Consider the following 13,250-nt stretch of genomic DNA (forward strand, 5'->3'; position numbering starts at 1 on the left):
GACTTGTAACGGAAAGCCCGACCCGAGGCTGTGCCGAGGGGAACGCCCGGATTATTAAAATTAAAAATGAAATGATATGAAACGATTTTTTGTTGCGGCTCTTGCGATTTGGGCGGGGGCTGCGTATGGACAGACGGGGGAGTATGGCGGCGTGGTGGGTAAGACGCTGGCTGATTCGAAGGAGTGGTGGCCTGCGCCGGTGCGGCCTCCCGCGGGTGCGCCGAATGTCATCTGGATCATCCTCGATGACGTGGGCTTTGGGGCGCCGAGTGCGTTTGGGGGCGTGATCCGGACGCCGGCGTTCGACAGCCTGGCGAATAATGGGCTCCGTTATACCAACTTCCATACGGCGGGGATCTGTGCGCCGACGCGGAGTGCGCTGTTGACGGGGAGGAATCATCACGCCGTTCATGAGGGTGGGTTCTCGCATATCGCGTTGTCGGCCGGGTTCCCGGGGTGGGACGGGCGGATCCCTTCGTCGGCGGGGACGATCGCGGAGATCCTGCGGGACAACGGTTACAACACGTTCGGGGTGGGCAAGTACGGACTTACGCCGGATGAGGAGGCGACGGATGCGGGGCCGTTCGATCGTTGGCCTTCGGGCAAGGGGTTCGAGCATTGGTTCGGGTTTTTGGGCTCGCAGACCGATCAATACGAGCCCGATCTGATCGAGGACAATGCACATGTGGCGCCGGATGGGCGGCATTTGAGCGATCAGATAACGGATAAGGCTATCCATTATATCGCGCGGCAGAAGAAGTTTGCGCCGGACAGGCCGTTCTTCCTGTACTTTTCGCCGGGGGCTACGCATGCGCCGCACCAGGTGGATAAGTACTGGAGCGATCAGTATAAGGGCGCCTTTGACGAGGGTTGGGATGTGTTTCGCGAGAAAGTTTTTGCGCGGCAGAAGCGGCTGGGGATCATTCCGGCTTCGGCGGCGTTGCCCGATCGGAATCCGAATGTACCTGCGTGGAGCAGCCTGAGCGCTGAAGAGCGGAAGGTGTATGCGCGGTTTATGGAGGTGTATGCGGGTTATCTGACGTATACGGATTTCGAGGTGGGGCGGCTGGTCAATTATTTGAAGGAGTCAGGGCAACTGGACAATACGGCGATATTCGTGATCATCGGGGATAATGGGGCGTCGAAGGAGGGGTCGTTTCATGGAGTGATCAATAAGCCTTTGTTCGGCAAGCCGCTGACGGATGAAGAGGCGGTGCGCTTTAACCTGGATTCGCTGGGGGAGGTGGGGACGGCCTCGGGCCACCAGACGAATTATCCGTTGGGGTGGGCACAGGCGGCGAATACACCGTTCAAGTATTGGAAGCAGGATGCTAATTCGGAGGGAGGGACGCGTAATCCGCTGATCGTGTTCTATCCGAAGGCGCTGCCGCATGATGGGAGTGTGCGGACGCAGTATGGGCATGTGATCGATCTGCTGCCGACGACGCTGGAGCTGGTTGGGATCCCTGCGCCTTCTGTGGTTCGCGGGGTGCGGCAGGATTCTCTGCAGGGCGTGTCGCTGGCGTATTCGTTTACAGATGCCCGTGCGGTGTCGCGGCATACGGAGCAGTATTATTACATATTTGGGGCGCGATCGGTTTATAAAGACGGGTGGAAGGCGGAGACGTATCATCATCCGGATATTATCGACTTGACGCGGCCGGGTGGTGGGGATTCGACGAAGTATGGATGGGATAAGGATGTATGGGAGCTGTATGATCTTTCTTCGGACTTTAATGAGCGGATCGATCTGGCTTCCCGGTATCCGGATCGCCTTGCGGAATTGAAGCGGCAGTTTGATGCGGATGCGGTGCGGTATCATATCTATCCGTTGATCGATTGGGCGGATGTGTTGAAGCGGAGGTTTCATAATAATGTGAAGCCGTTTGCGGGGGGACCGGCAGAGAGCAGGTTGGCTGTGGGATCGGGGGATGCGGCTGCGGGCTCTGGGGGTACGGGCCCGAAGGATGCGGCTGCGGGCTCTGGGGCTGCGAGTGGTTCGGTTTCGGGAGGTGTGCGGCCGGGTGGTTCGGCGGCGGGACAAATGGGGCCGGGGGTGAAGCCTGCGGCGGGTACGCGTCAAAATCAATAGTTATGATACAGGATATTGTTTTATTAGTGAAGAAGGTCGCCGTTGGGGTGCTGGTGTTTGCGGTGCCCCTGGCGATCTACTTTGGCGGGTTGTGGGTGGTGAGACATGTGTTTTGACGATTTTAAACTTTTGTATATGCAAATGTCTATTGGGGTGCGCCGCTCTATCTGGCGCGACGGGTTGATTAGCGTGGGGTTGTATGTGTTGCCGGTGGCGTTGATGGTGGGGAGTTTTTGGTTGACGGGGCAGCGGCCGTGGTTGGATGGGCCGGCGCGTCCGGTGTTGGGGGCGGCGCGGGGCGTGCCGTCGGTGTTAGGCCAAAACTGGACGGAGTCCAGTTTGCACACGAGGCCCCAGGCCGAAGTGGGCCGACATAATGGGAATGGCGGCGGAAAATTATTTTTCAGGGAATTTTTTGCCGCCATTCAAGTGCGGCCGGTGTTGGTGAATTTGACAACGTGGGGGCTGCCGGTGTTGACGCTGGCGGTGGGGGTGGTGGAATTTTTCCTGGGCCTGTATGACAAGCGCTGGACGGGCAATGAGAAGACGCTGGATGCGGTGTCCTTCGTAGGCAGCAGGCTGCTGATCCGGCCGGCGGTGGTGTACTTTACGCTATGGGCGCTGCCATGGCTGTTCCCGGGGCAGAAGGGGGTGTTTGCGTGGGTGCCGTTTTGGTGGGGATTCTTCATCATCGCGGTGGCGGACGATCTGACGCAATATTGGTATCACCGCCTGCATCACCAGATCCCCTGGTTGTGGCGGTTTCACCGGACACATCATTCGGCGCCGTATATGGGGATGTCGATGGCGGGGCGGCAGAACATTATTTACACCGTTTTCTTTTCGCAAATTTATTTGACGGCGGCGCTGACGTATCTGGGGTTGGGTGAGGCGGCTCTTTTGGTGACGGGGGTGAAGAGCCTGATCACGCTGGCGGCGCATTCGTCGATTGCATGGGATAAGCCGCTGTACCGGTGGCGTGTGTTGCATCCTGTGGCCTGGGTGTTGGAGCGGTTGATCTCGACGCCGGCTACGCATCATGCGCATCATGCCATAGGAGGCCCTGGAAGGGACTCGACCGAAGGTCAGACGTTAGCGGTTTGCGCGAATCGGGCTAGTTTTACCGGGAAGACCGATTCGCGCACATATACGGATGGGGATGGCGTGGGGCATTACAAGGGAAATTTCGGGAATATGTTTTTCCTTTGGGATGTGATCTTTGGGACGGGGATCATCACGCGGCGGTTTCCTTCAGGGTATGGGATAAAGCATTATAAACAGGAGGAGTGGTATGCGCAGTTCCTTTGGCCTATCTTTAAGAGCCGGAAGGTGGGGAGTGAGTTGGCAAGGGGTGGACCGGTGGTGGGGGATGCGCCTTTGAATGGGGGGCAGCTTGTTGATGCGGTGTTAGCGGGGAGCCGGGGAAGAGAGATCGGGGTGGCGACGGCGGTGAATGGCGCGCGCGGAGGCGGCGAGACTTTGCGTGACGAGGCGACCTTAGGACGGCATAATGGTGGGGGCCTTGCCGATGGCCTTGCTGATATTGGCGATGCGGCGGTGGTATGAATTTGGGAAATTGAAGTTTTGTATATACAAGTGTTGGGCTTGTGGTTTTTGGAGACGTCGAGCTGGGATGGGCGGATCGAGTAATTTGCCTTACAGGTTGTATATCAAGAATAAACGTCGCATTATGAGGGATTGCGCGCGAATATCATAGATGGATTGGGGGCATAAATTTGCAAAATGAAACTGTTGTATATACAAAAGATGGCAGTGGCGGCTGGCGTGGGTGCGCTTGCCGCGGGCTTGTTACTTGCTGCCGGTGTGTTTGTGGCTTGCGGGGGAGGGGGACGGCGGACGGCTGCTGTGGCGGGAGATTCGGCGGCGGCTGTGGCGACGGTGAAGAAGAAAGCGGTGAGCTGTGAGTCGGGGATACCGGCGCGGTTTGCGGGGGCTTCGGGTGGGGCTGCTTCGGTTGCGGGCGTGCATGGTGGCGCGGTTGCCGGTTCGCAGCCGGGTGCTGGCAGTGGAGATGTTGCGGGCAATGCGTATCCCGATGTTGCGGCGCGGGCGGCACATCCGGGGATGGTATGGATACCGGGCGGGACGTTCCGCATGGGCGCTGACAATGACAAGGCTTCGCCGGATGAGTATCCTAAGCATACGGTGACGGTGTCAGGATTTTGGATGGATAGGACAGAGGTGACAAATGCGCAGTTTGCGGCTTTCGTGCGTGCTACGGGGTATGTGACGACGGCGGAGCGGAAGCCCGATTGGAACGAATTGAAGAAGCAGCTGCCGCCGGGAACGCCGAAGCCCGATGCGAGTTTGCTGGTGCCGGCTTCGCTGGTGTTCTCGCCGCCGGATCATCCGGTTGACCTCAACGATTATTCGCAGTGGTGGGAGTGGAAGCCCGGCGCGAACTGGCGGCACCCGCATGGGCCGGGGAGCTCGATCGTGGGTAAAGACAATTATCCCGTGGTGCATGTTTCCTGGTATGATGCGGTAGCGTATTGTACCTGGGCGCACAAGCGATTGCCGACGGAGGCGGAGTGGGAGTTTGCGGCGCGCGGCGGACTGAAGGACGCGATCTATCCCTGGGGGAATGAGCGGCCGGATGCTACTGGCGGCGCGGCTGTTGCGGTCGGCTCCGGGCATGCGGCGCATGGGTCGGGTGGAGTGGCGCACGGCAGCACGGCGCATGGGAATTTCTGGGAGGGACATTTCCCGGATAAGAATACGTCTGCGGATGGCTACTATTATTACGCGCCGGTGGGCAGCTTTGCGCCGAATGGATATGGGCTGGTGGATATGGCGGGGAATGTGTGGGAGTGGTGCGCGGATTATTACAAGGATTCGTATTATAAAGAGTTGGCGGCCGGCGTGGCGGTGAATCCGAAGGGGCCGGCGACGAGTTATGATCCGGATGAGCCGTATTCTAAGAAGAGGGTGATACGGGGCGGGAGCTTCCTATGTAATGAGAGTTATTGTACGGGGTATAGGGTGAGTCGGCGGATGAAGAGTAGCGAGGATTCGGGGTTGGAGCATGTGGGGTTTAGGACGGTGAGTGAATAGGGATGGCGGATCAGAGCAACTTCTGAAAGTGGAAGCCCAAGATCGCATAGCCTTCGTTGTAATAGAATTTATGAGATTTGCTGTTCTGAACGAAGGTGTTCAGTTCGATCGTTTTGCATTGATGTTGGACGGCCCAGTCCCGGATGCAGGCGAAAAAGTATTTCCCTATGCCTTTGGAGCGTAGGTCGGGATCGACGATGACGTTGTCGACCTCCAGCTGTTTTCCCGAATAGAAGCGAACGGTAATCCAGCCATTGGACATGGCTATCAGTTTTCCATCCTGCCAGAGGCCAAAACAATGGTAGGTGGGAAAGTTGAACATTTCTGCCAGGCAGGCACGTATCCTTTCTGCATCCATACCGGGATGCAATTTGTTGGCGAGCGGAACGATGGCATTGCTGTCCGCGGCGGTCATTTCCCGGAATTCCAGGGTGTGGTTGTGTTGGGTAGTTTGGCTGTCGGTCATGGTCTTGGTTTTTGGCCTCGGCGGTGGCGGGCGGAGAACGAAAATACAAAATTAGTAGACATATTCCACTAATTTTTTCTGTATTTTTAGCGCATGAAGGAAAGTTATGTTAGCGAAATGCGGGCCTTTAACCGGTTTTACACGGCGTTGGTGGGGGTATTGAACCGGAAATTCCTGAACGGCAGGTTGTCGCTGCCGGAAACGCGGGTGTTGCATGCCATCCACGTGCAGGAGGGTATTACGGCGGGTGAGATAGTGCCGTTGCTGCACATCGATAAGAGTTATCTGAGTAAGATCATTATACGCTTCGAGAAGGAGAAGCTGGTGACCAAGAAGGTTTCGGCGAGTGATGCCCGGAGCTATCAACTTCGTTTGACGGCGGCGGGGAGAAAGGAGTTCGAGGTCTGCGACCGTATGAGTAGTGATTTTGTGCGGCAGATGCTGGTGCAGTTGCGGGAGGAGGAGTGTGAGGAGCTGGTAGGTTGTATGCGCAGGGTGACGGAGATATTGGGGCGGGTGAGGGTGTAAGTGGCGTTGGCCTCAGGACGGAATCGTCTCCGCCTTGATGCTGCGCGATAAGAGCAGGCCGATGGCGAATCCGCTGATCAGCCCGCCGAGGTGGGCAGTAGTGGTCGCCGATAAAACCACTAGGCAAACGATTAAAGAGCTGGCCGGGTGGCGGTGAATCCAAAGGGGTCTGGCTCGAGTTTTGATTTGGACGAGGTTGAATGCAATAGAGCTTTTTTTTTGGGTGAGAGTGGCTGGCGGCACAAAGTTCTTGCAAAAAATAGGTGGAAATACCCTTTTTTATTCGACCTGATGCTACTATACTTACGGCAAAAATTAGTCTTTCACTAATGTCTGAGCCTCTATTGCTGATCGGGATTCTTGCCGGGACGGCTGGCAGACGGGCCACCGGTAAAGGAGGAAAGGCAATCCTTACGGATGCGGCTGGGGATACCGTGAAAGTTCTTAGCAACCTTATTTTAAAGCAGGGCTTTGTTCAGATGAGGAAGATCTGGACGAAAGAGAGCTTGCCGGAGATGGATCCGCTAGCGCAGAGCCTGCGGGATGCCAAGCTATTTGCCACTGACTTGCTCATGGAAGGGGTGCAGGTAGAGGTCGCCTTCAAGGAAAACCTTCCCAATTTTCTTCATAACCAAGGTACCGCCAGGGCGCTTAGGCAGGCCTATCGTAGGTGGTATAAGAGTCAGGTGAGTGAAAAGCCCTACGTGCCTTATATCCCTAACGAGCAGGCGGTATTCACACAATTGGAGGAATTCATTACATCGAAGGCTGACAGCGGAAAGGAGCAACTGATACCGCTGATCAAACGACAATTCTACGAGGAGTTAAAGTATGGATTAGAGTTGCATGGATTTAGTCTGCCGATACCGATGGAGGTAAAGAGCTTTTTGTTTGAGGGTTGGGAGCGGGCCGGTCGCCACGTGGACTGGTTCCAACTGGTGACACTGCGGTTCGGGGAGGTCCTCGCGGATCCGGCCAATAAAAAGGCAAGGCTAGCTTTTAACCGGACGTTGTTAGCAGATATCAGAACGGATACGCGGTTTATTTCCATTGGCATAAAGGAGGTGTTAGAACTATTAAGGACACAGGAAGGCCTGGCTGGGCTCATGGAGAACAGGTTGAGTAGTATCGAAGAGGGAATGCAAAATCTGTCAAGGGCGGTTTGTGGGGTCCTCCCGGAGAATATCTTGAGAGAAAGTCCGGAGGTAATGACCTTGATTCAACGAACGGTTGGACTAAAGGGCATGGCAAGGGCGAAATGGCAGGAATTCGATCGCTGGGAGAAGATTGCAGCCTCCCACCCTTGCGAAGCGAACATTGAGGCGAAGATAAGGGCCAAAATTGCCTGGCAGGAAACTGCGGCCGAGCTGGAAAGCGCGGAAATAGAGCTGGCGGGGTTGGAGCAATATATCAAAAGTACGGCAGATATTTTTTCCCGGATAGATATGGAGGCAGCCAGTGCTCGTTTGAAAGAAGCGAGGCAGCGCTTCGAGGCCGGGCACTTTGCGGGAGTACGGGAATTGTTGGCCTCCGGGAAAAGGGGGGTCGAGAGAACAGAATTGCTTGCCAAAGAAGAGGAAATCCAGCAAAGGAAGCAGGCCTTTGCCGAGGAAGACCTGATATATGCCAAGACCATCCTGGTGGATTTTGAGAATCCGAACAGGTTTACAGAAGCTACTTATGAGTTTGTAAGGTCGCTGGAAATGTTTGAGTATTTCGATAATTGTTTTCAATATGCTTGTTTCTTGCAGGATCAGTATCAACATAAAGAGGCAATCGCCTTGTACGAAAGGGCGCTCTCATACCCGTATGAAGCGGGAGGACTGCTCGAGGGCCACGTAAGGAACAGTCTTGGCAATTTGTACCGAGAAATGCAGCGATACGACGAATCGGAGGAAAGTATAAAGGCGGCGCTTTCGATATACAGGAATTTTGTAAAAGTTAATCCCACGGAATTCGAGCCGTATTTGGCGAGATGCTTTCATAATCTTGGTGTTTTGTATAGGCAGCTCCATCGATATTCGCAATCCGAAGCCAGCTTTAAAGAGTCACTCGAGATCTATATTCGAGTGGGTGAAATTGGCGTCAAGTTCGCCCGGGATTTTGCAAATGTCCTGATTAACCTGGGCAATTTGTACAGGCACTTACAAAATTATGAGCAGGCTGAAACCTATCTTCTGGCAGGGCTGGAGGTACGTAGGTTCCTGAGTAAAGAGTTGCCTGGTATATTCGAGGGGGACCTGGCGGGTACGCTTGTCGCCTTAGTTAATTTGTACCTTGAGACGAAACGCTACGAGGAATCGGAGACGAATGCCAAAGAAGCACTTGGAATATACCGAAGGTGGTGTGAGATAAACCCAGCAGCCTTCCAGCCTTGTCTGGCGGTTACGCTCGTTGACGTGGGAATTTTATATGAAATAATGCAACGGTGGGGAGAATCGGAAGCCTGCCACCTGGAAGCAATAGCCGTGTACAGGAAGTTGACCGAAGATAATCCTGCTGCTTACGAGTCGAATCTGGGAGCAGCGTTATACAACCTCGGTGCCTTGTACAAGGCAATGGAGCAATATGGAAAATCGGAAACCTATTATTTGGAGGCGCTTATAATTTTCCGGAAGCTGAGCGAAAGAAGTCCTGATGCTTTTGAGTCCTGGCTGGCTGGTAATTTGCAATCTCTCGGCCTTTTGTCCGACGAAGCCAAAAAATACCAAGAGGCGGAAAAATATTTTGTAGAGGCCGTGGTTGTCTTTACGAGGCGTTACCGGAGTTGTCCCGATACTTATTTAAAAGATCTGACGGTTCAGTATTTGGTGTTGATACACTTGTTATTGCTTCCAGAGGTGTCGAAAGAGGCGACAGCAAGACATTTTCTGCGCGACTTAGCCATATTATTGTTGCCGCATAAGGATGAGGCGCTCCTCCAGAAGGAGCTCGCTTTTGCGGATAAGTACTTGAGACAGCTGGGTTCCTCGATCGAAGATGCGCTTAAGGAAGCTGAAGCACTTATCCACCAAAACGACCGGGGCTGAGGTTTGGTCCAGGCAGGTGACAGCCACACCGGCATAGGCGGTGGCTGATTATTACTCGGGCGTCATTGGCAGCCGTAAGCTGCTTGGTTCAGGTCAACGACTATGCTCGATAATTCAAATTGAATTGTGTTCCAGCCTTTCCTTCCATTTTCTCCAGTCCGGAATCATCTTATACAATAATTGCTGAAAATGTTTTCCATGATGAGGAAACACGATATGGCATAATTCGTGTGTGATTACATATTGGATACAACCCTTTGGCGATTTAATAAGTTCGAGATTCAATATTATTCTTCCTTTTGTGGTGCAGCTACCCCATCGTCTGCTCATCAGCCGGATCGTCAATACAGGAGGTTCGATTTGATAACGTTTGAATTTTGGGAATATCTCTTTCAATAATTCATTGAACAGGACATACGCTTTCTGTCTATACCAGTCGTAAAGTCGTTTTCTCAAAATCTGTGGATCAACGTTTTGAGAATACATCCATAGCTGACCGCGAGACGCCTTTATCGAGTCATGGATATCTGAAATTACCTTCAATCTGTATTGCCGACCTAAATAAAGGTGAGTTTCGCCGCTTATAAATCGCCGTGGTGGAGTTTTGGGAAGATATTCATTGAATTGATCGATCTGCCTGAGGATCCATGGCGCCCGTTTTCTGATGTTTTCCCGCACCTCTTCTTCATTGGCATTTAATGGTGCAGAGACTTCAACACGGCGATCTGGATGGACTTTTACGGCCATCGTTTTTCTTTTGGTGTATTCCAATGCAAAATGGATCTGCCTGTTGCCAAAGGTCAACTGGTGTTGCATTAATTTTTATATTTTGTCTCGGCTACCTGGATACATTCTTCGATGAGTTGATCGACATGCTCAAGGTTCATTTCCAGGGTAAATTTGCTCTTTATCTCGAATAATAAATCGTCTATTTCATTTTTCATCTTGCCTTTGATATCACTATTTCTTTGCCAGTCGATTACGAGCTTTCCGTTGTCGAAGATATTTGCTCTTACTATGTCGTCGATACCTGTGGCGATCGCCGCGGCGATGTCCATCCGGTTGGTCTTTGCTTGTAGTTCATTTTTTAGCCCCTCATTGGCCAAATTATAGAATGCGATGGCGGTTGGATTGTCTTTGACAGCTAGAGGGACGCCATCCCTTCGATCGCTGAAAAAGCCCTCTTCGAATTCTTTGGCCCTGGCCAGGTATTCCGCTTCACTGATTCTTTGCTGGTGGTATTCTTCGATCGTTTGGCGGATCATCTCCGATAGCTTCTTAAAATATACCGGATCTTCATTCATCCGCATATGGATCGCCTTGATGGTTCGGCTGGCGATGTGGTCGGCTTTGGCCGCTTTCCCCGTAATTTTCTCCAATTCTGCCTGTCTTTCCGCTTTGTTGAAGACATTTACAAGTTCGGTAATTTTCAGAACGTCGCCGGTTGCGGTAATGTGTTTATCGATGAGTTTTTGCACCTGGGGTTCGTATTCTTTGTAATCGATATCATCAAAATATCGGCGTTTGACGGCTACTCGCAGGGCTAAGAAAAAGGCTGCGTCCTTTTTTAGCTTTTCGATCCTTTGGGGGGATGTATTATTACTGAAATTCAGACTGGACAAAGCCAGTTTCAACAACCTGGCATAGATCGATAGCTTGTCATAAAACCGATGCCTTTTTGCGTCGTCCGCAAGAAGCTCTTCGTAAGCGGGTTCATCATATTTATTGTTGATGTCCTTGAAGATGTCCCAAAGCTCGGAAAGGGCTTGCGGCAATTTTTCAATCTCAGTGGTAACGTCGGTTAGTGTCCCCGCCAGATCCTGCTGGTTATATTCTTCCAGGCCACCATAGGTGTGTAGTGCCTCATCGAGATTTTGAAGATTTCCGTAATAATCAATGATATAGCCATATTCCTTTCCTGGATATACCCGGTTTACTCTTGCGATTGCCTGTAGCAGGCTATGTTCTCTTAAATTTCTGGTCAGGTACATAACCTGATTGCGAGGTGCGTCAAATCCCGTAAGAAGTTTGTCGACTACGATGATGATCTGGGGGTCTTCCTGCTTCTTGAAGCTGCTGATGAGTGCTTTTTCATATTTTTCCGGACTTCCGTATTTGTCCATCATGGCCTTGTAAAAGCCTTTTACTTTGTCATCGCTTTGTTCAAATGCGTCTTCCTCACCTTCCCGGTCGTCTGGTGGAGAGATAAGCAACTCCACACTTACCCGGTTTATTTCTTTCAGTATCTCCCTATACCTAACGGCGGATAGTTTGCTGGGTGCCGCCAGTTGGCCTTTGAACCCAGTACCCTGAATAGTGTCAGTGAAATGCTTTACGATATCCCAGGCGGTATTTTCGATGAATGAGGCTGATTGTACGATCTTATTCCTGCTGGAGAATTTCCTTATTAACGCAGTTTTGCCATATTCCGGCAGCGGCTCTGAGACTCGGTTAAAGAAGGTGTCAAGCGGCTTGTCGTTCACATCCATGAGGTTGTGCCTTCCTTCATACAAAAGCGGCACCACTGCCTTATCTTCTACCGCGTCGGCGATGGTATACACCGTTCCGGGTATGATGCCCCCAAATTTGTCGGCGGTATTCCTATCTTTTTTCAAGAGGGGCGTCCCGGTGAATGCGATATAGCAGGCCTGAGGGAATGCCTGCTGCATTTTTACGTTGAAGGTGCCGTATTGGGTTCGATGGCTTTCGTCTACAAGGACAAAGATGTTGTTGCTTTCGAATACGCCTTTGTGTTTTGTGACGGCGGATTGAAATTTATTAATGATAGTTGTAATGATATCATCACTGTTGCTCTGCAGTAGTTCGGCCAGCTTTTCTCCCGTTGTCGCGTTTTGGACTTCTCTTTTGCATTTCTTGAAGGTGGTCGTAATCTGGTCGTCTAGGTCTATGCGATCGGTGACGAGTACGATCCGGGGGCTTTTTATTCGAGGTTCCAGGGTGATCAGCTGGGCCAACATTACCATTGTCAGGGATTTACCGCTACCCTGGGTATGCCAGATAACGCCACCTAATCGCCGGCCATCCGGCTGGATTTTAGTAATTCGCTCCATCGTCCATTTTACGGCGAAATATTGCTGGTAGCGGGCTATCTTCTTTGCACCATCGTCAAAGAGAATGAAGTAATGCATCAGTTGGAGAAGCCTTTCTTTCCGGCAAAGGTCATACAACAGTTTGTCTTGCCGGGTAATGGTCAGCTCTTCTTTCTCCAGATCGTTGAAGTAATGAAATACCTGTTTAAATCGATCTTTAAATAAAATAGTCCGGTCGGTATCGGGCAACGGTGCATTTTTCATCTGCCTGAGCGTTTGGGTGTAGGCCGACTCTTCGTTTTTGTTCCGAAATTGTTCTTTCCAGACGCTCCAAAATTCCTTTTCGGTAGCCGTAGTGCCATATTGGGCATCATTCACGGCCAGGCTTATCAAGATGTTCGAGTAGTGATAGAGAGATTGGATGCCATTCTCCTGCTGGTTGCGTATATGCTGTTCAATGGCTTGGTCGATAGGAGTTCCCTGGTTTTTGGGACTCTTGCATTCAATGACTACGACGGGGATACCGTTGATGAAAAGCACAATATCGGGCCGGTAGGTGTCTGTTCTTTCCGTTCTGGTCACTGCGTATTCCTCTGTGACATGGAAAACATTGTTTTCCGGATGCTCCCAATCGATATAGTTCAGAGAAAAGCTCTTTTTATCACCCATTATAGTTTGTTCCATGCTTTTCCCGAGGGTTACCAGGTCGTAAAATGCATTATTGGTGTTCAGATAGCCGATTTGCATTGGGAGATCGCGCAAAGTGAGGATAGCTGTGTTGATATTAGCCTCGCTGAAGGGGAATTCCTTGCCTTTGTATTCGATTTTGTTGATGCGGGTGAGCTGCTCTTTCAGGACCGACTCCAGGAGGACGTTGGAGAGGCGGTTTGCCCGGGCTTCCAGGGCTTCGGCAGGGGTAAGATATTTGTACCCCAGCTTGATCAGCAGTTGGAGAGCAGGGATCTGGGAGATATGTTCTTCTTTGAAGGATGGGGTTTGCGACATGATTT

8 protein-coding genes are annotated in these 13,250 nt (G+C 51.9%); 5 read left to right on the forward strand and 3 right to left on the reverse strand.

Annotated features, from left to right (window positions below):
• Nucleotides 1-76: 76 nt before the first annotated feature.
• The 3 genes from IEY39_RS28335 (at nt 77) to IEY39_RS28345 (ending at nt 5,167) form a co-directional block, all read left to right on the forward strand.
• On the forward strand, nt 77-2,092 hold the full coding sequence (locus IEY39_RS28335) for an arylsulfatase (protein ID WP_229689130.1): 2,016 nt from the start codon (nt 77-79) through the stop codon (nt 2,090-2,092).
• A gap of 135 nt (nt 2,093-2,227) precedes the next feature.
• Nucleotides 2,228-3,658, forward strand: a complete 1,431-nt coding sequence (locus tag IEY39_RS28340; RefSeq protein WP_229689131.1) for a sterol desaturase family protein — start codon at nt 2,228-2,230, stop codon at nt 3,656-3,658.
• Nucleotides 3,659-3,835: 177 nt separating this feature from the next.
• Nucleotides 3,836-5,167: a formylglycine-generating enzyme family protein gene (locus IEY39_RS28345; RefSeq protein ID WP_229689132.1), complete on the forward strand. Its 1,332-nt coding sequence runs from the start codon at nt 3,836-3,838 to the stop codon at nt 5,165-5,167.
• Between the two features lie 10 nt (nt 5,168-5,177).
• Here the strand turns inward: IEY39_RS28345 and IEY39_RS28350 are convergent, their stop codons facing one another.
• Complete coding sequence (locus tag IEY39_RS28350; protein WP_188938000.1) at nt 5,178-5,633, reverse strand: GNAT family N-acetyltransferase; 456 nt, start codon at nt 5,631-5,633, stop codon at nt 5,178-5,180.
• A 93-nt stretch (nt 5,634-5,726) separates the two neighbouring features.
• On the opposite strand from IEY39_RS28350, the gene IEY39_RS28355 reads away from it, so the two are divergent.
• Both IEY39_RS28355 and IEY39_RS28360 read left to right on the forward strand, forming a co-directional pair.
• Entirely contained in the window at nt 5,727-6,161 is a 435-nt protein-coding gene (locus IEY39_RS28355; RefSeq protein WP_188938001.1) for a MarR family winged helix-turn-helix transcriptional regulator, read from the forward strand.
• 329 nt (nt 6,162-6,490) lie between these two features.
• Nucleotides 6,491-9,190: a tetratricopeptide repeat protein gene (locus IEY39_RS28360; protein WP_188938003.1), complete on the forward strand. Its 2,700-nt coding sequence runs from the start codon at nt 6,491-6,493 to the stop codon at nt 9,188-9,190.
• A gap of 114 nt (nt 9,191-9,304) precedes the next feature.
• On the opposite strand, the gene IEY39_RS28365 is transcribed toward IEY39_RS28360, so the two are convergent.
• Both IEY39_RS28365 and IEY39_RS28370 read right to left on the reverse strand, forming a co-directional pair.
• Nucleotides 9,305-10,006, reverse strand: a complete 702-nt coding sequence (locus IEY39_RS28365; RefSeq protein WP_188938004.1) for a M48 family metallopeptidase — start codon at nt 10,004-10,006, stop codon at nt 9,305-9,307.
• Nucleotides 10,006-13,245 (reverse strand): type I restriction endonuclease subunit R, encoded by a 3,240-nt coding sequence (locus tag IEY39_RS28370; protein ID WP_188938005.1) that lies wholly within the window; start codon nt 13,243-13,245, stop codon nt 10,006-10,008. The genes IEY39_RS28365 and IEY39_RS28370 overlap by 1 nt, the downstream gene beginning before the upstream one ends.
• Between the last annotated feature and the right edge of the window lie 5 nt (nt 13,246-13,250).

The sequence above is a fragment of the Puia dinghuensis genome (assembly GCF_014642875.1).
GTDB lineage: Bacteria > Bacteroidota > Bacteroidia > Chitinophagales > Chitinophagaceae > Puia > Puia dinghuensis.